The organism is Bacillus sp. 1A (genome assembly GCF_052682215.1).
Genome location: NZ_JBQYLZ010000001.1, coordinates 2,933,705 through 2,954,363 on the forward strand (window position 1 = coordinate 2,933,705; position 20,659 = coordinate 2,954,363).

The 20,659-nt window shown below is 35.3% G+C and carries 22 protein-coding genes and 1 pseudogene; 14 read left to right on the forward strand and 9 right to left on the reverse strand.

Annotated features, from left to right (window positions below; translation table 11 throughout):
• Nucleotides 1–176: 176 nt before the first annotated feature.
• From ACUN0F_RS14910 to ACUN0F_RS14925, 4 genes are all read right to left on the reverse strand, one after another.
• Nucleotides 177–389 carry a CsbD family protein gene (locus ACUN0F_RS14910; RefSeq protein WP_000160409.1) on the reverse strand — a complete coding sequence of 71 codons (213 nt, stop codon included), beginning with the start codon at nucleotides 387–389 and terminating at the stop codon, nucleotides 177–179.
• Nucleotides 390–610: 221 nt separating this feature from the next.
• Nucleotides 611–1,690 (reverse strand): RNA-guided endonuclease TnpB family protein, encoded by a 1,080-nt coding sequence (locus tag ACUN0F_RS14915; RefSeq protein WP_445539603.1) that lies wholly within the window; start codon nucleotides 1,688–1,690, stop codon nucleotides 611–613.
• A 5-nt stretch (nucleotides 1,691–1,695) separates the two neighbouring features.
• Complete coding sequence (tnpA, locus tag ACUN0F_RS14920) at nucleotides 1,696–2,097, reverse strand: IS200/IS605 family transposase (RefSeq protein ID WP_000606465.1); 402 nt, start codon at nucleotides 2,095–2,097, stop codon at nucleotides 1,696–1,698.
• Nucleotides 2,098–2,285: 188 nt separating this feature from the next.
• The gene (locus ACUN0F_RS14925) at nucleotides 2,286–3,098 is read right to left on the reverse strand and encodes a GNAT family N-acetyltransferase (protein WP_264461952.1); all 813 of its coding nucleotides are present in this window, start codon (nucleotides 3,096–3,098) and stop codon (nucleotides 2,286–2,288) included.
• 152 nt (nucleotides 3,099–3,250) lie between these two features.
• Between ACUN0F_RS14925 and ACUN0F_RS14930 the strand changes: the two genes are divergently transcribed.
• The 8 genes from ACUN0F_RS14930 (at nucleotide 3,251) to ACUN0F_RS14965 (ending at nucleotide 11,312) form a co-directional block, all read left to right on the forward strand.
• A complete protein-coding gene (locus tag ACUN0F_RS14930; RefSeq protein ID WP_000810212.1) occupies nucleotides 3,251–3,454 on the forward strand; it encodes a hypothetical protein in 204 nt (67 codons plus the stop codon).
• 459 nt (nucleotides 3,455–3,913) lie between these two features.
• Nucleotides 3,914–4,702, forward strand: coding sequence for a helix-turn-helix domain-containing protein (locus ACUN0F_RS14935; protein ID WP_445539604.1), 789 nt, complete (start codon nucleotides 3,914–3,916; stop codon nucleotides 4,700–4,702).
• A gap of 45 nt (nucleotides 4,703–4,747) precedes the next feature.
• Nucleotides 4,748–5,599: an ABC transporter ATP-binding protein gene (locus ACUN0F_RS14940; RefSeq protein WP_445539605.1), complete on the forward strand. Its 852-nt coding sequence runs from the start codon at nucleotides 4,748–4,750 to the stop codon at nucleotides 5,597–5,599.
• Nucleotides 5,600–6,250: an ABC-2 transporter permease gene (locus ACUN0F_RS14945; protein ID WP_445539606.1), complete on the forward strand. Its 651-nt coding sequence runs from the start codon at nucleotides 5,600–5,602 to the stop codon at nucleotides 6,248–6,250. It abuts the gene before it with no gap.
• A 136-nt stretch (nucleotides 6,251–6,386) separates the two neighbouring features.
• Nucleotides 6,387–8,000, forward strand: coding sequence for a long-chain fatty acid--CoA ligase (locus ACUN0F_RS14950; RefSeq protein WP_327974705.1), 1,614 nt, complete (start codon nucleotides 6,387–6,389; stop codon nucleotides 7,998–8,000).
• Nucleotides 8,001–8,123: 123 nt separating this feature from the next.
• Nucleotides 8,124–8,699 carry a biotin transporter BioY gene (locus tag ACUN0F_RS14955; RefSeq protein ID WP_001093321.1) on the forward strand — a complete coding sequence of 192 codons (576 nt, stop codon included), beginning with the start codon at nucleotides 8,124–8,126 and terminating at the stop codon, nucleotides 8,697–8,699.
• Between the two features lie 65 nt (nucleotides 8,700–8,764).
• Nucleotides 8,765–10,228: an acyl-CoA synthetase gene (locus tag ACUN0F_RS14960; RefSeq protein ID WP_445539607.1), complete on the forward strand. Its 1,464-nt coding sequence runs from the start codon at nucleotides 8,765–8,767 to the stop codon at nucleotides 10,226–10,228.
• The gene (locus ACUN0F_RS14965) at nucleotides 10,221–11,312 is read left to right on the forward strand and encodes an acetyl-CoA C-acyltransferase (protein WP_445539608.1); all 1,092 of its coding nucleotides are present in this window, start codon (nucleotides 10,221–10,223) and stop codon (nucleotides 11,310–11,312) included. The genes ACUN0F_RS14960 and ACUN0F_RS14965 overlap by 8 nt, the downstream gene beginning before the upstream one ends.
• 7 nt (nucleotides 11,313–11,319) lie before the next feature.
• Here the strand turns inward: ACUN0F_RS14965 and ACUN0F_RS14970 are convergent.
• Nucleotides 11,320–11,900 (reverse strand): annotated as a pseudogene (locus tag ACUN0F_RS14970) (DUF6434 domain-containing protein).
• Between the two features lie 104 nt (nucleotides 11,901–12,004).
• Between ACUN0F_RS14970 and ACUN0F_RS14975 the strand changes: the two are divergent.
• Entirely contained in the window at nucleotides 12,005–12,448 is a 444-nt protein-coding gene (locus tag ACUN0F_RS14975) for an NUDIX hydrolase (protein ID WP_445539609.1), read from the forward strand.
• 44 nt (nucleotides 12,449–12,492) lie between these two features.
• Here ACUN0F_RS14975 and ACUN0F_RS14980 read toward each other — a convergent pair whose 3' ends face one another.
• On the reverse strand, nucleotides 12,493–13,695 hold the full coding sequence (locus ACUN0F_RS14980) for an alanyl-tRNA editing protein (protein WP_445539610.1): 1,203 nt from the start codon (nucleotides 13,693–13,695) through the stop codon (nucleotides 12,493–12,495).
• A 136-nt stretch (nucleotides 13,696–13,831) separates the two neighbouring features.
• Between ACUN0F_RS14980 and ACUN0F_RS14985 the strand changes: the two genes are divergently transcribed.
• The gene (locus tag ACUN0F_RS14985; protein WP_000965135.1) at nucleotides 13,832–14,239 is read left to right on the forward strand and encodes a hypothetical protein; all 408 of its coding nucleotides are present in this window, start codon (nucleotides 13,832–13,834) and stop codon (nucleotides 14,237–14,239) included.
• Between the two features lie 67 nt (nucleotides 14,240–14,306).
• Nucleotides 14,307–15,545 (forward strand): MDR family MFS transporter, encoded by a 1,239-nt coding sequence (locus ACUN0F_RS14990; RefSeq protein WP_046957737.1) that lies wholly within the window; start codon nucleotides 14,307–14,309, stop codon nucleotides 15,543–15,545.
• 93 nt (nucleotides 15,546–15,638) lie between these two features.
• Here the strand turns inward: ACUN0F_RS14990 and ACUN0F_RS14995 are convergent, their stop codons facing one another.
• A complete protein-coding gene (locus tag ACUN0F_RS14995; protein WP_000516738.1) occupies nucleotides 15,639–16,025 on the reverse strand; it encodes an Hsp20/alpha crystallin family protein in 387 nt (128 codons plus the stop codon).
• 124 nt (nucleotides 16,026–16,149) lie between these two features.
• Nucleotides 16,150–16,272: a small acid-soluble spore protein P gene (locus ACUN0F_RS15000; RefSeq protein ID WP_000517650.1), complete on the reverse strand. Its 123-nt coding sequence runs from the start codon at nucleotides 16,270–16,272 to the stop codon at nucleotides 16,150–16,152.
• A 121-nt stretch (nucleotides 16,273–16,393) separates the two neighbouring features.
• Between ACUN0F_RS15000 and ACUN0F_RS15005 the strand changes: the two genes are divergently transcribed.
• Together ACUN0F_RS15005 and pdaB are read left to right on the forward strand one after the other, a co-directional pair.
• Nucleotides 16,394–16,657, forward strand: coding sequence for a hypothetical protein (locus tag ACUN0F_RS15005; RefSeq protein ID WP_001146292.1), 264 nt, complete (start codon nucleotides 16,394–16,396; stop codon nucleotides 16,655–16,657).
• 46 nt (nucleotides 16,658–16,703) lie between these two features.
• Nucleotides 16,704–17,429, forward strand: coding sequence for a polysaccharide deacetylase family sporulation protein PdaB (gene pdaB, locus ACUN0F_RS15010; RefSeq protein ID WP_002008296.1), 726 nt, complete (start codon nucleotides 16,704–16,706; stop codon nucleotides 17,427–17,429).
• A 41-nt stretch (nucleotides 17,430–17,470) separates the two neighbouring features.
• Here the strand turns inward: pdaB and sspO are convergent, their stop codons facing one another.
• Nucleotides 17,471–17,620: a small acid-soluble spore protein O gene (gene sspO, locus ACUN0F_RS15015; protein ID WP_000518050.1), complete on the reverse strand. Its 150-nt coding sequence runs from the start codon at nucleotides 17,618–17,620 to the stop codon at nucleotides 17,471–17,473.
• A gap of 291 nt (nucleotides 17,621–17,911) precedes the next feature.
• Between sspO and acnA the strand changes: the two genes are divergently transcribed.
• Nucleotides 17,912–20,635 carry an aconitate hydratase AcnA gene (acnA, locus tag ACUN0F_RS15020; RefSeq protein WP_445539611.1) on the forward strand — a complete coding sequence of 908 codons (2,724 nt, stop codon included), beginning with the start codon at nucleotides 17,912–17,914 and terminating at the stop codon, nucleotides 20,633–20,635.
• The last annotated feature ends 24 nt before the right edge of the window (nucleotides 20,636–20,659 follow it).

Genomic DNA, 20,659 nt, shown 5'->3' on the forward strand with positions numbered 1-20,659 from the left:
GCCTGAGCGATTAGGTAATTATACAGTAGAAGTAAAATAGTTACTTAAAGACAAATAGATGCCTTGAGGCATCTATTTGTCGTTTTAAAATGATTTTATGGGCAAATATAAAATACAAATTCTTTTTTCTAGGATCTAGTAAATCCCTACTTGCACCACCATACATCTTTGTTTTTTTATTTATTCTCTTTATGCTCTTTATATTCATGTACTTTCTCTTTTACATTACCGACAGTATCTTTAGCAGTGCCTTTTACCTTATCCCATTTTCCTTCAGCTTGTAATTTCTTATTGTCAGTTACTTTCCCGACAACTTCTTTTACTTCACCTTTTACTTTATCAATAGCACCTTCTACTTTTTCTTTTAAACCATGATCATGTTTAGTCATACATTTCTCCTCCTTGTAGTTTGATTAGAATTCCCTTTTCATATTGCAAGTTGAATGATGTATCTATTGAGACTCCCACGACTAAAGTCGCAAGCCCTAATCCTTACGGATTGACGGGTGGGATTCTTGAATGACTAAACGTTCGCAGTCCATTTCTGTTTTGAACAGACTTCAAGATGAGGGCATCTCATTGCCCCTCCTAAGACAGTGCGTATAGCATCTTAGGCTGATTGACTGTTACCATCAATCACAGTTGCGTAGCGAATATTCATCGCCCCAACAATATCACGATGTTTCTCAAATCCACATCGGCACTTGTATTTTCTGTCTGGTGCTTTGTTCTTTTCAGAACATTTCGGACATGTTTGACTTGTATAAGCAGGGTTCACATATTCTACCTTAATACCAACTAAATTCGCTTTGTATTCAATGAATTGTGCTAAACGATAGAATGACCAAGTGTGTAGATTTTTCTCGTTTTTACGGCTTGTTCTCGCCGTCTGTCTAATATTCGTTAGTTGTTCTAAACGAATAACAGAAATGTTATTATCGGTTGCAAAGTCAATGATTTCACGACTTACTTTGTGGTCTTGGTCTTGCATCCATCTTTGTTCTTTATCATCAAGTTGTCGAATGGCATTTAATTTCTTATTTTCACCTAACTTCTTACGAACACTACGAAACTTACGTTTCATATATTTGTTTTGTCTACCATTGCCGAAGAAACGAACTTTATCATCGTCTGTGATGGCTACCGCAGGGACTTTAAGACCTAAATCTACCCCTAAAATCTTCGTTCCTGTTTTTTCATTTGTAGGAATCGTGACAGATATTTGAGCAATCCACTTATTAGATTTCTTCGTGATACGAAGTGTACCTAACTTGTGTGTTAACAAATTAAAATTGCGATTATATTTATCAGTTAATAAAGCACGAACCTTTAAGCGAGTTGCTTTTCCATTTACCATGAGTGGAACTGAAATGTGCGTGAAGTCAAACGAATAGTTTTGATTGTTCCATACACAAACAGGTCTCTTTAGAATCGGAATAACTTTGTATTTACTTTTTTTCACCTTTGTAGAAAACACACTTTTAGCGTCTTTAATTGCTTGGTTCTTCACTGCGCTTGGAAGATTAGCTTCAACATCTTTTGTACTTTTCTTAGTGCTCTTCTTCGCTTCAGCCATTTCAGATACAAGTGTATTAATGACTTTGATATACTCATAGCTACTTTGTTCCAATAACTGAATTTGTTCTTTTGTTGGAAGCAATTTAACTTTGACTGTGATTGTTTGTGACACAATTTTCACCCCCTCGTCTTTTGATTTTCAACATACTGTTTAATTGTCTCAGTCGATACATTTCCAGCAGTAGAAACAAAATAGGAACGTGTCCATAGACTTGGCAAGTGTTGAAGATGAGGAAACTCTCCTCTCAAACGCTTCGATGTCACTCCTTTAATTTTCGCCATTGTGTCAGCAGGACTAAGTGTTGGTAGTGTATTTAAGAACAAGTGAACGTGGTCTTTGTCGCATTCCATTGCGACAATAGCAACATCCATTTCTCCGCATATTTCTTGAACCAACTCTTTGAAACGTTCTTCTACTTTTGTGTTAAGAAAAATCTTTCTTCTGTATCGCGGGCAAAACACAAAATGGTAGTTAATTAATGACACAGTTGTTTTGGTTCTTCTATAATCATTTATCATATTCACATTGTATCAGTTTTACTTTTAAACTACACCACAAAAGATACCAATATTTTGGATACTTAAAGTACCACAAACTTAGCGATTTTTAGTGGTACTCCGTATCCAACCTCACTTTCATCCCATGCCTAAAGGCGATGGGCTTTCCCGTTCGGAAAGGGCTGTAATGGAAGATGAAAGAATGTTAATTATATTTCTTTTGCAGTCCATATTGATTTTGTATAAGCAATTTTCATTTGGGCACGTTCCATATTATTTTGACTGCCGCTACCGAATCTTGCTTGTCCGACTATTAAATGACAATTGGATTCAATAGCTGTCTCAATTCGCTTTTGAATTAAGGCAGTATGACAGCCTTTACGCTGAAATTCTGGCAAAGTAGCAGAAGCAGCTAATGAAGCGACACCTTTATTTATATAGAGAACTCCTATACTAGCAGGAGTGTTTTGAATTTCAGCTATGAAAAAATGCCATCCTGGTTTATTGTAAAGAATTTCGTTATTTTGGCGCACGCCATCTTTTGTAAAGGATGGCATGTTAAAACCACGTACATATATGTCAGCAAAAATATCAAACTCATTTTCTTTTAGTTTGCGTACTGAAATGTTAGAAGGAAGAAGAGATGGATCTTCTTTTGGTTTACTATATAAAGCGGTATGGAAGCTAGATTGGTAAAATCCTTTTTCAGATAAGTATTGAAATAATTCAGCTGTACCTTGTGCTGGTGTAATTTCAAAACGGCAAGGAATTTGTAGTGAGTGATAATAAGAGATAATCGCATCTATCTCATCTGTATTTATAAATGTAACGCCTTTTACTGTGTTAAAAGCAGGACCAGCAATTACTTTTGATGAAAAGGTAGTGGCACTACCGAACTTTTTCACTTGTACCTGCATTGGATTTCCGTCCATTGCTTGTAGTAGTGCTAATCTAGAAGAAAGCATATATATTTCTGCGTTTTCAATTTCTTGTGCGGTATTGATTGTCATAATTGTACTCATGAGATTCCCCCGTCATTAAATATATTTCATAGTACATATACGATGTTTGTTCTGAGATTCCTGTTGAAATGCAAGAGAATAAGAGGTTTTTTGGAAGGGAAATGGAAGTGGATTGTCGAAGGGAGTAGAAACAGATTAAAGGTGGTGCTCTCATGAAACAGAAAGACGTGCAGACATGCTCTAATTGTGGTTCTCAAAACATAGGAGAAGGTGAGTTTGTCGGATATGCACAAATACGGAAAAAGGAGACGATGTTCACATCTTCACCAGTAGATGCTTATATTTGTACAGATTGCGGGAATGTCCTTTTATTAAAAGTACGACATTATGAAAAGTTTAAGCAGAAGCCGTTATGATTATTGAAAAGTGTTTTTGTTAGGGAAGTTAATAGGAGTAATATTTTACATATATATATATATGAGTATGTCCTTATATAAAGATATAACAACATATACTGTGTGGGATGCTTATTAATCGTTGCACGACATACAAAAATGTATAGAAGAAATTGTGAATCAATATGAGGAAGAAAAATTAGTCCCTATTGGAATATTTCATATCGAAAGCTCCTTTAAATGAATAAGGGAGTTTTTTTATTTTTTATAACAATAATTACCTTTAATTGTTATAATTGGTTGTTGAGGGAGAGTGTTTTATTAACGCGATAATCACAGAAGAAAACTAGCTAAATCGTATACAAAACCGCTATATAACACAATCGCAACCGTAAGTTGACAAAGTGCAACCACAGGAAGATAGAGATAAGGGCAATGTTTACATACAATTTAGGTAAGAAAACAAAGGGGGACACACATATGGGATTTGGTGAAAAGCTTTTTAAATTAAGAAAGGAAAAGGGCCTTTCTCAAGAAGCATTAGCTGAAAAATTAAACACAACAAGGCAAGCAGTTAGTAAATGGGAAAACGGTCAAGGTTTTCCTGAAACTGAAAAGTTAATAATGATTGGAAGTGTTTTTGAAGTATCACTCGACTATTTATTAAAAGAAACTGCAGAGCAAAGTAATGAAAATGTAGATGGCTATTACGTAAGTCAGGAAATGGCAGAAGGGTATATAGTGTATGGGCAAAAAATTTCTAAATATATAGCGCTAGGATTTAGTTTGCTCATTTTATCTACAATACCGTATTTATTATTTAAAGAAAATGCAACAATGTCGACATTCCTTGTCATTATTGTTGCTGTGCTTGGAATTGGAGCGATGATGGTACCTGTAACGATAGAAGAGAGTCGATACAATGTATTGAAAAAGGAAGAACTACTATTTGATCAAAACTTCCTAAAAGAATTGACAAAAAGATATGCGATTATTAAGAAAAAGTATGCGGCAGTAGTGATCGTTGGATTTTGTTTTATTGCAGCAGGAGCGATACCATTTTTATTTGAGAAAAAACGAATCACTTCAGGAGAACTCGTGCAGTACTACCCTTATTGTGTTGTACTTATTGCTATCGGAGTTTATCTTTTTGTTCGTGTGTTAGGAGTATTAGAGGTGTATCGAATTTTAGTAGAAAATAAAGAATATAGTAATCGTCTTATTTTTAAACTGAAAAAGAAAGTGAGAGAAAAAGTGGATAATTTTTAATAGGAGAAAATCAATTTTATTAAAAATTAAGATGGGAGTGAAATGATGTCAAACATTCTAGAAATTAAAAATTTAAGTAAATCATTTGGAAGTAAAGTTGTTTTAAAAGATGTTACATTCAATGTGCCATCAGGGGCAATTGTTGGATTCATTGGTGATAATGGGGCAGGTAAATCAACAACATTTAAAACAGTACTAGAATTAATTTCTAAAGATAGCGGTACAGTAAAAATATTTGGTGAAGAAAATATAAATAAAGATGCCAAGAATAAGGGGAAGATTGGAGTCGTATTTGATGCTATGAATCTACCGGCTCATCTTACAATAAAACAACTAAATAAGGTTTTTGAAAAGATGTTTGAATCTTGGGATAGAGAAAATTTTTACCGATTAGTTCATTCTTTCTCTTTACCTACTAATGAAAAAGTAGGTAGATTTTCCCGTGGAATGTCGATGAAACTATCTATAGCTGTTGCATTGTCGCATAATGCAAAATTATTAATTCTAGATGAAGCGACAGGAGGTCTTGATCCTTCATCTAGGGAGGAGGTGTTAGAGGAATTAAAAAGTTTTGTGAGTAAAAGTAATGGTGGTATATTACTTTCTTCTCATATTATGAGTGATGTAGAAAAAATCGCTAGCCACCTTATTGTTATAAAAGATGGAGAAATATTATTGAATGAAGAAAAGGATAAGGTTTTGGACAAATATGCCGTTGTAGATGTTAATGAGGAACAACTAATTTTAATCAACAAAGATATAGTTGTGGTGAAAAGGAATAATGGTCCTTATTTCAATGTACTTGTATCAGATGTGCATAAACTACCAAATGGGATTGCTCATAGAACCATTTCAATAGAAGAAATAAGTGTTTTATTAACGAGGAGTGAAAAATAAATGAAAGGTTTATTATTGACAAACTATTATCTAGTGTATCGAACTTTCTTTACGTTCATGGGAATAGCGATATTAGGAGCGGGATTTGTTTTTTATTTTGGTAATGCTTCAATGTACCGTTTAATTGCTACGTTCATTATCTTATTTGCTGCGATTCCTGCACTTGAAGTTATTAAATATGAGAGTAAGTCGGGGTATGAAAAATATGTACTTACTTTACCGGTTACTAGAAATAATATTGTACAAAGTCACTATCTTTTCTATTTTTTAGTTGTAATTATTGGTACTTTATTATCGTATGGCATATTTTATGTACATGGTTTAGTTTCAGATACACCAATTGATGATGGTATATTTAAGAGTGTTTCTTTAGGGACGTTCATCATTCTTAATGCCGGAGCAATAGCTTATCCGCTTCTCTATGTTTTTGGAGCAGAAAAATCTGATGCTATTACAATTGGAGGCGCATGTGGGGGACTTGCTACTTATTTTGGATTACAAAGTGTGATTGGATATCTAATAGAACAATTTCCAATATCAAATTTAAATTCACCTGTATACGTTTCAATTCTATATACAATATTTGGCGTTATCATATATATCTTTTCTTATTTCATTTCGGTATTTATATATCGTAAGAAGGAATTTTAATATATTTTCTCTTAGTATTTTCTGAATTATTTCCAAAGAAATAATTCAGAAAATACAGAAAAATGTCGTGATTATTTGTAGAAGTCTGTTATAATAAACAGAAAATGAAAACGCTTTAAAGGGGGATGTAACCAATATGATGATGAATGTACCGCTAACAATTAGTTCTATGATGGAAAGAGCAGAGAAACTGTTTTCAAAGAAAGAAATTGTTTCACGGACACATGATACAGTTACGACGTTAACGTATAAGCAGTTAGGTGAAAGGACGAGAAGGCTTTCTAGTGCGTTAAAAAAATTAGGAATTAAAGAAGGCGAGCGTATAGGAACGTTAGCGTGGAATCATCATCGACATGTGGAAGCATATTTTGCTATTCCTGGTATTGCTTCTGTTTTGCACACAATTAATATTCGTTTATCTCCTCAACATATTTCATACATTATTCAGCACGCAGAAGATCGCATTCTACTTATAGATGAAGATCTCGTACCACTCGTTGAAAATATTCAATCGCAATTATCAACTGTACAAGCCTACATTATTATGACTGATAAAGATGAACTTCCCAATACTACGCTAGAACCTGTATATCATTATGAAAAGCTATTAGAAGAAGGCGATCCAAATTTCCAATTTGTAAAAGATATTGATGAAAATACACCTGCTGGTATGTGTTATACGTCAGCGACTACAGGAAACCCAAAAGGTGTTGTATATACGCATCGTAGTACTGTATTGCATTGTATGGCACTCGGTTTAGCGGATACAGCTTCTTTATCGGAAAGTGATGCGGCGATGGCAATTGTACCGATGTTCCATGTGAACGCTTGGGGGCTTCCTTTTGCAGCTACTTGGTTTGGAACTAAACAAGTTCTGCCAGGACCAATGTTTACTCCAAAAATTTTATTAGAGATGATTCAAGCTGAAAAAGTAACGATAGCAGCAGGTGTGCCGACAATTTGGCTCGGTGTATTACAAGAATTAGAAAATAATAGTTACGATTTATCTAGTATAACGAGAATATTATGCGGTGGTGCTGCTGCACCGAAAAGCGTTATTAAAGCATTTGAGCAAAAATATAATGTTCCTTTCGTACATGCATATGGTATGACTGAAACGAGTCCACTCGTAACACTTGCACGTTTAAAAAGTTATGAAACAGAATTATCATATGAAGAGCAATTAGAAATCCGCTCAAAACAAGGATATCTTGTCCCTGGTGTAGAGATGAAAGTAGTCGGTACAAACGGTGAAGTGAAGTGGGATGGTACTGAGATGGGAGAGTTATGTTTACGAGCACCTTGGATCGCTGAAAGCTATTATAACGATGATCGTACTGTCGAAGGATTCCGAGACGGTTGGTTATATACTGGTGATGTTGTTACAGTTGATGAGGAAGGCTGCGTGAAAATTGTTGATCGTACGAAAGATGTTATTAAAAGCGGGGGAGAATGGATTTCTTCAGTGGATCTTGAAAATGCTTTAATGGCACATGATGCTATATTTGAAGCAGCTGTCGTTGCCGTTCCTCATCCGCAGTGGCAAGAGCGACCAATTGCCTGCGTCGTTCAAAAGAAAAATAGTACAGTAACAAAAGAAGAAATATATGAGTTTTTAAAACCACAGTTTGCGAAATGGTGGTTACCAGACGATATTGTATTTATGGAAGAAATACCGAAAACATCTGTTGGGAAGTTTTTAAAACAGGCGCTTCGGAAAGAACTTGAGCATTTGCATAAAGAGAAATAATTGAAAAAAAATTTGTAAACCTATATTTAAAATAAGTTGACAAAGACTAAATAGAAAGATAATATAACTCCTATAATATGTTATCTAAAAATCATTTTAAGTTTACAAATAGGAGAAGCAAATATGAATACAAAAAACTTAGTTTTCGTCGCTTTATTTAGTTCTATTATGGGAGTGTTAGGGTTAATACCTCCAATTGCTCTTGCTATTACACCAGTTCCAATTACATTACAATCACTCGGTGTTATGCTTGCTGGTGGATTGTTAGGATCACGTCTTGGTGCGTTAAGTCAGCTTATTTTCTTACTTATAGTTGGAGTTGGAGCACCATTACTTGCTGGTGGACGCGGTGGTCCAGGCGTATTTGTTGGGCCAAGTGCAGGATATTTACTTGGTTATATCGTTGGAGCGTTTGTCATTGGTTATTTAATTGAGCGTTTACGTGAAGTTTCTATAATAAAGGTATTATGTATTAATATAATTGGTGGTATTTTCGTAGTTTATGTATTTGGTATTATTGTACAAGCTTTCTTTATGGATGTTTCTATATGGCAGACGATGAAAGTAAGTGCCGTATTTTTACCAGGTGATTGCATAAAAGCGATTATAGCAGCAATTCTTGTAACGAAATTACATCGTTCATTGAAACATATTATTACGCCTGCTCTAAAGAGTGGGAAATATACAAATGCGGGATAAGAAAGAGAAGAAACACGTTCATTGCGTGTTTCTTTTTATTATTTTGTAAAGAAAGGACAACTAATATGGGAATTACAAAAGAATATAAAAAATATGCCTATTTACAACCAAATAAAATAGCGATAAAGGAAAATAATCGAGTTTTAACATTTAAAGAATGGTTTGAGTCAGTTTGTAAAGTAGCAAATTGGTTGAATGAAAAAGAATCGCAGAATAAAACGATAGCAATTGTATTAGAAAATAGTATGGAGTTTTTACAACTATTTGCTGGTGCTGCTATGGCCGGATGGGTTTGTGTGCTGTTAGATATAAAGTGGAAACAGGATGAGCTCAAAGAAAGAATTGCGATCAGTAACCCGGCTATGATTGTGACAGAGCGATATAAGGTAAATGATCTACTGGATGAAGAAGGAAGAGTAATTGAAATTGATGGGTGGAAAAGAATGATAGAGAACTATCTTCCTGCATATGCCCTTGTAAAAGCTGTACAACATGCTCCTTTTTATATGGGATTTACATCAGGATCGACTGGGAAGGCAAAAGCATTTTTACGTGCACAACAATCGTGGGTTCATAGTTTTGATTGTAATATACATGACTTTCATATGAAAAAAGAAGATTCTATTTTAATAGCTGGGACGCTCGTTCATTCTCTTTTTTTATACGGTGCAATAAGTGCATTATATGTAGGGCAAACGGTGCATATAATGAAAAAGTTTATTCCAAATCAAGTACTGGATAAGTTAGAAACGGAACATATCTCGGTCATGTATACAGTTCCGACAATGCTAGAATCTTTATATAAAGAAAATAGAGTGATAGAAAATAAAATGAAAATTATTTCGTCAGGAGCGAAATGGGAAGCTGAAGCGAAAGAAAAAATAAAGAGCGTATTTCCTTATGCGCAAAAATATGAATTTTACGGTGCATCGGAACTAAGTTTTGTAACAGCACTAGTTGATGAAGAGAGCGATAGAAGGCCGAATTCAGTAGGGAAACCTTGTCACAATGTGCAAGTTCGAATATGTAATGAAGCAGGAGAAGAAGTGCAGAAAGGTGAGATAGGAACTGTTTATGTGAAAAGTGATCAGTTTTTTATGGGATACATATTGGATAAGGTTTTCGCTCCAGAGTTGACTGCAGATGGCTGGATGACAGTACAAGATGTAGGTTATGAAGATGAAGAAGGCTTTATTTATATTGTCGGTAGAGAGAAGAATATGATTTTATTTGGAGGAATTAATATTTTCCCAGAAGAAATAGAAAGTGTATTACATGAACACTCGGCTGTAGATGAAATAGTTGTAGTTGGTGTGAAAGATAGTTATTGGGGTGAAAAGCCTGTCGCCATCGTAAAAGGAAGTGCTACGAAGCAACAATTAAAAAGTTTTTGCTTACAACGATTATCCTCGTTTAAAATACCGAAAGAATGGCATTTTGTAGATGAAATACCGTATACAGATAGCGGGAAAATCGCTCGTATTGCAGCAAAAAATATGATTGAAAACCAGGAGAAGATATATGAATAGAGCGGTTATTGTAGAAGCGAAAAGGACACCTATTGGTAAAAAGAATGGGATGTTGAAAGATTATGAAGTTCAGCGATTAGTAACGCCGCTTCTTACGTTTTTAAGTAAAGGAATTGAGAGAGAAATAGACGATGTTATATTAGGGAATGTTGTTGGGCCGGGAGGGAATGTTGCAAGATTATCTGCTTTAGCGGCAGGACTCGGCTATCATATTCCTGGTGTAACGATTGATCGGCAATGTGGTGCCGGATTGGAAGCGATTCGTACTGCATGTCATTTCATTCAAGGCGACGCAGGTAATTGTTATATTGCAGGAGGAGTAGAGAGTACAAGTACATCACCTTTTCAAAATAGAGCGCGATTTTCACCAGAAACAATTGGTGATCCTAATATGGGAGTGGCGGCTGAATATGTTGCAGAGCGTTATAATATAACGCGAGAAATGCAAGACGAGTATGCTTGCCTTAGTTATAAACGGACACTGCAAGCATTAGAAAATGGATATTTACAAGATGAAATACTTTCTTTTAATGGATCTTTAGATGAGGCTATAAAACGAGAAATGAAATATGAAAGAATGATTAAAAGAACTAAGCCCGCATTTTTACAAAATGGTACAGTAACGGCAGGTAATTCGTGCGGTGTAAATGACGGAGCATGTGCTGTTCTTGTAATGGAAGAGGGGCAAGCCCGAAAATTAGGATACAAGCCTGTTCTTCGTTTCGTTCGTAGTGCTGTAGTTGGAGTGGATCCAAATCTTCCCGGGACGGGTCCGATATTTGCGGTGAATAAATTATTAAACGAAATGAATATGAAAGTAGAGGACATCGATTATTTTGAAATAAATGAAGCATTTGCTTCAAAGGTTGTTGCTTGTGCAAAGGAGTTACAAATTCCTTTCGAAAAATTAAATGTAAATGGTGGTGCAATTGCGCTCGGTCATCCGTACGGTGCATCTGGAGCTATGCTTGTGACACGTTTGTTTTATCAAGCACAAAGAGAGCATATGAAATATGGAATTGCAACGTTAGGAATTGGTGGTGGAATAGGGCTTGCGCTAATATTTGAGAAAGTAGAAGACTAGCAAGGAACTAGTTTTCTACTTTTTGAGGAACATAAGCATTACTACCAGGCTTTGCTTTGATTTCATTCCAAGCAGCGATAGCATCAGCTTTTGATTTTCCTTTATTATTTGGATCTTCGAAAAAATCGCGAGTAAAACGATTGTATTCAAACTGCGCGCTAATAGTTGTTTTATAAGTAGGGTCTTTTTTTGTTCGTTTTCTTCATACCAAAACGTTATCGCGTCTTCATATGTTTTTCCGACATTTTCTTTAAAAAACTTTTGAAGTGCTACTGTAAAGCGAAAGTTTGCTCCGATTTTTTCTTTGAAAAAAGCACGAACATCTTCGCTGCAGCGGTGATTGTTAGTAATAATCGTTTGAAGAGAAAGGTCTTTATAAGAGAGGGAAGCTTTACTCGCCTTTTGACGAGAGCTGTTTTTTAATATTTTACCAGTATGTAAATAATGTGAGATACGCTCGGTTATTTCAATCTTAGAGCCACTAGCTGGCAAACCATGCTCACGACAAAATGTTTGGAGTTCTGCTTTTAACCAATAATAGTTTTGGAAATCTTCAAGTGATATAGATTTTGTTAAGGGTGGACGCATAGATGTAACAACTTCTTTCTTCCATAATTTTCTTTAATTATAAAACATATGTTCTTTTTGTGGGAGGATTAATTTGTAAATATAATGGGAAGAGGGGATTACATATGGAAAATGTAATGCAAGTTCGTGTTACGGGAATTTTAATTGAAGATGAAAAAGTATTGCTAGTAAAGCAAAAAGTTGCTAATCGGAATTGGTCTTTACCTGGGGGAAGGGTAGAGAATGGTGAAACGTTAGAAGAAGCGATGATTCGAGAAATGAGAGAAGAAACAGGATTAGAAGTTAAAATTAAGAAGCTACTCTATGTTTGTGATAAACCAGATGCTAGTCCATCTTTATTACATATTACGTTTCTGCTTGAAAGGATTGAAGGTGAAATTACGCTACCTTCTAATGAGTTTGATCATAATCCAATTCAAGATGTGCAAATGGTACCGATTAAAGATTTAAGTCAATATGGTTTTTCGGAAATTTTTATAACTCTTATAAGTGAAGGTTTTGCAAGTGCAGGGAGTTATCAAGGCTTGAAACAAAATATAGGCTTGTAAATATAGTTGAAGGATAGCAGTTAGCTATCCTTCATAAACATGTTTTATACTGCCGACTGTAAAGAAGAAACAAGCTGATTTAAAAACTTGTCCCCAGTCATAAGCGCTTTCCCGCCGCCGCGCGCACTCTTTTTATTTCCACCACCTTTTCCCTCAATTGTAGGAAGTGCCTCTTTTAAAAGAGCATTCATATCGAGCGTGACTGTTTTTCCACAAGCGAGGATGCATTGTAGTTTGTCCTCATTTTCAATAACGAAATATGTAATGGCATGCTCTTGTTGTTCTGTAATAATGGCAGAAAGCTTTGCGATTTCTTGCATAGAACGATTTGTAAATACTTTAGAAATAAGTATGCCGGCATGTATTTCCGTAGGCTGTTGAAGTAGTTCATTTGCCTCTACAAATAATAATTTTTCATTCATTGTTTGTATTGCTTTTTCATTTTCTTTTTGAGAAGTAAGAAGTTGTGCTACTTTTGCGGGGATATCACTCTCGCTACTGTTTAATTGTTTAGAAACATCTTTCATAATTTGTAGTTGTTGGCCCATTAAATTTAGTGTGCGCCAACCAGCGATAAACGTTAATCGTATGCCACCTTTATTGCGCTCCCACCCTAGTACTTGAATAGGACCTACTTCACCTGTACGTTTCGGATGCGTTCCGCCACAGCCGTTGTAGTCGAAGTTCTCAATTATAACAACACGTATATTTTCTGTTATAGTCGGTTCTTTACGAAGAGGTAACGTTTTCGCTTCTTCTAAATTCATCCACAGGGTACGGATTTGATGGTTTTCGAAAACAATTTTGTTGGCAATGTGTACTGCTTTTTCAACCGTTTCTGTATGAAGATTTTCTGTTTCTAAATCAATTGTTACCGTTTCTTTTCCGAGATGGAATCCGATCGTAGGTATGTTAAAATGGTCCCAAAAAGCAGCAGATAAAATGTGCTGAGCCGCATGTTGCTGCATATGATCAAAACGGCGCTCCCAATTGATTTTACCTTCTACTTCTTCTGTATGTAATTTTTCTACAATGAAGTGACGAATTTCTCCATGTATCTCTTCTACATTGATTACATCGATATCATTTAATGTGCCAGTATCATGCGGTTGTCCGCCACCTGTCGGATAAAATGCGGTCTCGTTTAAAACGACGTATAAGTTACCGTCTTTATCATAATCCTGCTTTATAACTTTTGTAGTAAAGTCTTGCTTATAAGCGTCAGTGTAATATAATTTTTGCTCCAATTTTCTTTCCCCTTTCGTGTTCACTAGTTTCATTGTAAAGCAATTGAAATTAGTTTCCTAATATTTCAGAAGAAAGAAACTATTTTTGGAATTTTCTTGCTATAATAAGAAAAAGAAATGCGGGGGTGGAATGAATATGTTATATGAAAACGGCGTAGATAAACTTCTTAGTTTAAGCAAAAATATTTCTGAATTATATCGAGAATTAAATGAAATGACCCGGATTTTAACGGATTGTAATCGAGAAAGTGTAAAGTTTGATCGGTTATATGTAAAAGAGTTACTGTGGAAGAAAGAAGATGTAATAGAGAAATATGACCAGCTACTTGTGCAACTTTGTATAAATGAATGCTTTGATTTAAAAAGTGTCATTACAGGGGAATATAAGTATACATATGAAGAAGTAGAAAATATCGTTTTACAATTTAATGAGAAGTATAATGTCGTAATTTTAATTAAAGATGTTTGTAAAGAATTACAGTTTACATATGGCATAGATATGGAAATAACGAGAACAGCTCGGGTATCAACAGCTCAAGTATAAAAAGGGAAAAGAAAGCAGATCCTTTGCTTTCTTTTTTTATGTGAAAATAGGGAGAGTAGGTTTAACAATGAAAGGGAAGTTACAAAATATTCATCCGTTAGGAATGACAATTATAATAGGGACTTTATTCGCGAGGTTCGCCACGTCAATGAGTATTCCATTTTTAGCAATTTATTTAACGACTGTTAAAGGCGTATCAGCTGGAATGACGGGTGCTATTATCGGAACGAGTGCACTTGTTGGAGTGTTTGCTAGTTTTATCGGAGGGAATTTATCGGATCGATTCGGCCGAAACATGATTATAATATGGTCTATGATTGCTTGGGTGTTTGTATTTATAGGTTTTTCATTTGCAAATCATGTTTTAAGTTTCTTTTTATTAAATGCTTTAAATGGATTATGTCGATCTTTTTTTGAGCCGACGTCAAGAGCATTATTATCAGATTTAACGAAACCAGAGTATCGTTTACTCGTATATAATTTGCGTTACGGTGCAATAAATGTTGGAGTAGCGATTGGCCCACTTGTCGGGTTACAGATTGGAAGTGCAAAATCTACAATTCCTTTTTTAGTAGCAGCTGGAGTATACATTCTATATACAGCTATATTAGCGTTCCAATTTAAGAAGTATCCAATCGAAAAAAAGAAAGTGAATACAGAAAAGCCTGTCACAATGTTAAATGCAGTTCGTATATTGCGAAAGGATGTCGTATTTTTAGTTGCTTTAGTCGGTATTATTTTGAGTAATTGTGGCTTTTCACACTTAACGACAACAGTATCTCAATATTTTGCAAATGCACATATATTTCAGGATGGAGTGACATTGTTTTCGTATATGTTAGCTTTAAATGCGATTGTTGTAGTCGTAATTCAATACCCTGTTATTCAAATATGTAAAAAGTATACACCGTTAACATCAATTATGGTTGGAACTTTATTTGTGAGCGGAGGATTGTTTGGATTTGGAATAGTAGAATCTACGCTAGGTGCTGCTGTCTGCACAATTATTTTTACAATTGGAGAAGTTTTAATGTTTTCCATGACAGATGTATTTATTGATGATATAGCTGTTTCACATTTAAAAGGAACATATTTTGGAGCAATGGGATTTTCAGGGATTGGAGCAGTAATTGGTCCATGGTTTGGGGGAGTGCTTCTCGATTACTACGGGTATCAAAATGGGTTTGTAGTATTTTCAGCACTAGCTATATTTTCAACTGTAGCATTTCCTGTACTTGTAGTTACAAAAGGTTTATTGAAAAAAAGATATGATAGAAATTGTAATTTAGAATTAGATGCGAAATAAAATAAGCCCCAGCAGATGACTGGGGCTTATTTTTGTATTTATCCCACTATTTGCGGGCAGTAAAACTCCCATTGATTACAGCTTTACTTTATTTTAATTCTCAATTTGAAAAAGAACTTTTTTTTCATGTTTATTAGCAACTTCATTTTTGGAAATATGAATGGCTAAATATCCATTCTCTAAGCAGGCTAGCATCTTCTTATAAATAATAGTAGCGGGTAAAGGAATGATCCGTTGCAAAGAACTATTATTATGAAGTATGCAAATATTTAGGCCTGTCTCCATCTTTTTAATAACTACATTTTGTTCGGATACATTTGGTACATCTGTTTCCAAAATGTACTCTTGTTCAGTTTCGCAAAGGTCAATATGAATTTGATTTGGGAAACTAAAGTTACTACAAGAATCAGAACAAAATTGATCCATCCATTCTTCGAAACCATCAACATGAAAAAGACAATCCTTCTTTTTCTTGCCCATGTAAGACACCCTCCGTAAAATCTCAATTCATACTATGTTATGCATGAATGAAGTAGGGGTGAAGAATAAATGGAAAAATATAAACATTGTATGTGACAAAGGTAGCTAGTGTGAACCTTTTGTTTTACATATCATGATGTGCATGATTTTTTTGGCGTGAATGGTTACGGTTTTTTACTTTATGAGATCCGCTTAATGGTTCAGGTTGTCCCTTTTTTTCTTTCGCTTCACGATTGTTTTTTCCCATTGTATGTGACACCTCCTCTTTCTCTTTAGAATGAGAGAAGTTTGCAAATTTATACGAGAATGTTTTTAGAAAAAAAGGTAAAGATAAATGGGACTAACTATTATGGAAAGGGGATTATATAATGCCATATCATAAAGATAAACAACAAGCTTTTCAAGCAGCGCAGCAAGGAGTTACACAAGCAGAACATGCATTTAACAACATTGTGAAAAATGATCCAAACTACGGTCATGATCTAAAAGAATTACGCCAAGAGGTTCAGGAAGCGTATGAACAGATTCAAAATGCGTTAGAAGTAGCTTCAGAAACACAACGTCCACAACTTGAGCAATACGAAAATAATCTCCAAAACATTATGCGAAATGTAGATCAATTAGAAAAGTAAATGAGGTTGTTGTGTATTCGACAACCTTATTACTTTGACGAACGTTATGCTAAAACAGAAGATTTTTCTATTCGTTTTTTGTTTATTATGCGCATTACATATATTTCAAGTTGAAAAAGTGGAAGCGAAAATGTTGCTCAGAAAAGAGCTAGAACCAACTGGCTATGTAACGTGGGAAGTACCTAATAATGAAAAGATTATTGCCATTACATTTGATGATGGCCCAGATCCAACTTATACACCGCAAGTTTTACATTTATTACGTCAATATAAAGCAGAAGCAACATTTTTTATGATTGGATTTCGAGTTCAGCGTAATCCATATTTAGTGAAACAAGTGTTAAAAGAGGGACATGAAATTGGAAATCATACGATGAATCATTTATACGCGAGTAATTCATCGGATGAAAAATTAGAAAATGATATTTTAGATGGAAAGAAATTTTTCGAAAAATGGGTGAAAGAACCTTTACTATTCCGTCCACCTGGCGGATATATTAACGATGCTGTATTTAAAACAGCGAAAGAAGCAGGTTATCAAACTGTTCTATGGTCGTGGCATCAAGACCCGCGTGATTGGGCAAATCCAGGGGTTGAATCCATTGTAAATCATGTAGTAAAAAATGCTAAAAGTGGAGATATTGTATTATTACATGATGGAGGAAATGATCGTAGTCAAACAGTAGCAGCGCTAGCAAAAATTTTACCTGAGCTGAAAAAACAAGGATATCGATTTGTAACGGTTTCGGAATTACTACGTTATAAACATTAGAAAAAATCCCAAAAGGAAAATATGCCTTTTGGGATTTTTTGTTACTGGTTCTTTTTACGTTTTTTATTATTTTGTCGCTCTGCTGGAGTTAAAGGTTCGTTTGCAAATTCTTCATTGTAACCAGTTGCTTGTCCTTGTGCAGATGCCGCATTCATTCCTGAAATAGTATGATTTGCTTTTCTTTTACCCATTTTATTTCACCTCTATAATATTTTTTGTATGTTGAATGATGAGCAGTTCATAGTATGTATGAACTGTAAGTAAAGCACTAATAGAGCACTTTACTTTATGGTAATAGTATTCATAAGGAGCGTGAACACTATTCAAATTTAGAAACATAAAGAAAACTTATGATAATCTATAAGTTTCTTATTATTTACTTATTTAGAAAGTTGTAATAAGATATTATCGTAAGGTATTGAAAAGTTTGTCTACATTTTATATTCAGACAACTTAGTCACGTTTAACAGGGGGGAAACATAATGGTCAAACATAATCCATTTCAATCACGTGCAACTTTTGAAGTAGATGGAAAAACGTATCATTATTATGATTTGAAAGCGCTTGAAAATACAGGGGTTGGCAACGTATCTCAATTACCATATTCCGTGAAAGTTTTACTTGAATCAGTACTTCGTCAAGTAGACGGACGTGTAATTACAGAAGAACATGTTACAAATTTAGCGAAATGGGGAACGAAAGATGTGCAAGATATCGATGTTCCATTTAAACCATCTCGTGTAATTTTACAAGATTTCACTGGTGTTCCAGCTGTTGTAGATTTGGCTTCGCTTCGTAAAGCAATGGCAGATATGGGCGGGGATCCTGATAAAATTAATCCAGAAATTACTGTAGACCTTGTAATTGACCACTCTGTACAGGTTGATAGAGCGGGTACGGCAGACGCGCTTGCATTCAACATGGACTTAGAGTTTAAACGTAATGAAGAACGTTATAAATTTTTAAGCTGGGCACAAAAATCATTTGATAACTATCGCGCAGTGCCACCAGCTACAGGTATTGTACACCAAGTAAACCTTGAATATTTAGCACCAGTTGTTCATGCTGTGAAAAATGCTGAAGGTGACTTAGTTGCATACCCAGATTCATTAGTTGGAACAGACTCACATACAACAATGATTAACGGTATCGGCGTTCTTGGATGGGGCGTTGGTGGTATTGAAGCGGAAGCAGGAATGCTTGGACAGCCTTCATACTTCCCAGTACCTGAAGTAATCGGTGTGAAATTAACTGGTACACTTCCAAGTGGTACTACAGCAACTGACGTTGCATTAAAAGTAACACAAGTATTACGTCAAAAAGGTGTAGTTGGTAAATTCGTTGAGTTCTTCGGTAATGGACTAAAGAGCATGCCTTTAGCTGACCGTGCAACAATTTCAAACATGGCACCAGAATACGGTGCAACTTGTGGATTCTTCCCAATTGACGATATTTCATTAGAATACTTACGTTTAACAGGTAGAGATGAAGAGCAAATTCGCATTGTTGAAGAATACTGTAAAGCAAATGGTTTATTCTATACAGCAGACAGCAAAGATCCAATTTACACTGATCTTGTTGAAATTGATTTAAATACAATCGAATCTAACCTTTCTGGACCGAAACGCCCACAAGATTTAATTCCACTTTCAGATATGAAAGATGCGTTCCATAAAGCTGTTGTAGCACCAGTTGGAACACAAGGACTTGGATTTAATGAGCAAGAGTTCGATAAAGAAGTGAAGGTTACATTAGAAGATAAAGAAGTAACGATGAAAACAGGTGCAATTGCAATCGCTGCAATTACAAGCTGTACAAATACATCAAACCCATACGTATTAATTGGGGCAGGTCTAGTTGCGAAGAAAGCAATTGAAAAAGGGCTTGTAGTACCTGAGTACGTAAAAACATCATTAGCACCAGGATCTAAAGTTGTTACTGAGTACTTAGATAAATCAGGTTTAACAACATATTTAGATCAATTAGGTTTCCAAACAGTTGGTTACGGTTGTACGACTTGTATCGGTAACTCTGGTCCATTAGCAGAGGAATTAGAAGAAGCAATCGCAGCAAACGATTTATTAGTAACATCTGTTTTATCTGGTAACCGTAACTTTGAAGGTCGTATTCATCCACTTGTAAAAGCAAACTACTTAGCATCACCACCACTTGTTGTGGCATATGCACTTGCAGGTACTGTTGATATTGACCTGAAAAATGATGCAATCGGTAAAGATGCAAATGGCAATGCTGTTTACTTCAAGGACATTTGGCCATCAGCTAAAGAAATTGAAGATGTAGTTCAAAACGTTGTTACATCTGAACTGTTCAAGAAAGAATATGCACAAGTATTTAACAGCAATGAGCGCTGGAATGAAATCCAAACTTCAAATGAAGCTTTATATACTTGGGATAATGATTCAACTTATATTCAAAACCCACCGTTCTTTGAAGGATTATCTAAAGAGCCAGGTGAAGTTGAAATGTTATCAGATTTACGCATAGTTGGTAAATTTGGAGACTCTGTAACGACAGACCATATTTCACCAGCAGGTTCAATTGGTAAGCATACACCAGCAGGACGCTACTTATTAGAAAACGGCGTACAACCTGTTGACTTTAACTCTTACGGTTCTCGTCGTGGTAACCACGAAGTTATGATGCGTGGTACATTTGCGAACATCCGTATTAAAAACCAAATCGCACCAGGAACAGAGGGCGGATACACAACATATTGGCCAACTGGTGAAGTAACATCAATCTATGATGCTGCTATGAAATATAAAGAAGATGGCACAGGTCTTCTAGTTGTTGCTGGTAAAGATTACGGTATGGGAAGTTCTCGTGACTGGGCTGCGAAAGGTACAAACTTATTAGGTATTAAAGCAGTAATCGCAGAAAGCTTCGAACGTATTCACCGTAGTAACCTAGTATTAATGGGTGTATTACCACTTCAATTTAAAGATGGCGAAAGCGCTGAAACGTTAGGTCTTGTTGGTAACGAGTCATTTGAAATTCAAATTGACAAAACAGTTAGACCACGCGATCTTGTAAAAGTAGTTGCAACTGATGCAGATGGCAAAGAAAAACAATTTGAAGTAGTAGCTCGTTTCGATAGTGAAGTTGAAATTGACTACTACCGTCACGGTGGTATCCTACAAATGGTTCTTCGTGAGAAAATTGAAGAGTCAAAAGTGTCGAACTAAATAATTGAAATGAACGATAAGGAA

Coding starts and splice junctions, on each gene's coding strand:
- ACUN0F_RS14910 (WP_000160409.1), bottom strand. CDS start 389: ATGACTAAACATGATCATGGTTTAAAAGAAAAAGTAGAAGGTGCTATT.
- tnpA (WP_000606465.1), bottom strand. CDS start 2,097: ATGATAAATGATTATAGAAGAACCAAAACAACTGTGTCATTAATTAAC.
- ACUN0F_RS14925 (WP_264461952.1), bottom strand. CDS start 3,098: ATGAGTACAATTATGACAATCAATACCGCACAAGAAATTGAAAACGCA.
- ACUN0F_RS14930 (WP_000810212.1), top strand. CDS start 3,251: ATGAAACAGAAAGACGTGCAGACATGCTCTAATTGTGGTTCTCAAAAC.
- ACUN0F_RS14935 (WP_445539604.1), top strand. CDS start 3,914: ATGGGATTTGGTGAAAAGCTTTTTAAATTAAGAAAGGAAAAGGGCCTT.
- ACUN0F_RS14940 (WP_445539605.1), top strand. CDS start 4,748: ATGTCAAACATTCTAGAAATTAAAAATTTAAGTAAATCATTTGGAAGT.
- ACUN0F_RS14945 (WP_445539606.1), top strand. CDS start 5,600: ATGAAAGGTTTATTATTGACAAACTATTATCTAGTGTATCGAACTTTC.
- ACUN0F_RS14950 (WP_327974705.1), top strand. CDS start 6,387: ATGATGATGAATGTACCGCTAACAATTAGTTCTATGATGGAAAGAGCA.
- ACUN0F_RS14955 (WP_001093321.1), top strand. CDS start 8,124: ATGAATACAAAAAACTTAGTTTTCGTCGCTTTATTTAGTTCTATTATG.
- ACUN0F_RS14960 (WP_445539607.1), top strand. CDS start 8,765: ATGGGAATTACAAAAGAATATAAAAAATATGCCTATTTACAACCAAAT.
- ACUN0F_RS14965 (WP_445539608.1), top strand. CDS start 10,221: ATGAATAGAGCGGTTATTGTAGAAGCGAAAAGGACACCTATTGGTAAA.
- ACUN0F_RS14975 (WP_445539609.1), top strand. CDS start 12,005: ATGGAAAATGTAATGCAAGTTCGTGTTACGGGAATTTTAATTGAAGAT.
- ACUN0F_RS14985 (WP_000965135.1), top strand. CDS start 13,832: ATGTTATATGAAAACGGCGTAGATAAACTTCTTAGTTTAAGCAAAAAT.
- ACUN0F_RS14990 (WP_046957737.1), top strand. CDS start 14,307: ATGAAAGGGAAGTTACAAAATATTCATCCGTTAGGAATGACAATTATA.
- ACUN0F_RS14995 (WP_000516738.1), bottom strand. CDS start 16,025: ATGGGCAAGAAAAAGAAGGATTGTCTTTTTCATGTTGATGGTTTCGAA.
- ACUN0F_RS15000 (WP_000517650.1), bottom strand. CDS start 16,272: ATGGGAAAAAACAATCGTGAAGCGAAAGAAAAAAAGGGACAACCTGAA.
- ACUN0F_RS15005 (WP_001146292.1), top strand. CDS start 16,394: ATGCCATATCATAAAGATAAACAACAAGCTTTTCAAGCAGCGCAGCAA.
- pdaB (WP_002008296.1), top strand. CDS start 16,704: ATGCTAAAACAGAAGATTTTTCTATTCGTTTTTTGTTTATTATGCGCA.
- sspO (WP_000518050.1), bottom strand. CDS start 17,620: ATGGGTAAAAGAAAAGCAAATCATACTATTTCAGGAATGAATGCGGCA.
- acnA (WP_445539611.1), top strand. CDS start 17,912: ATGGTCAAACATAATCCATTTCAATCACGTGCAACTTTTGAAGTAGAT.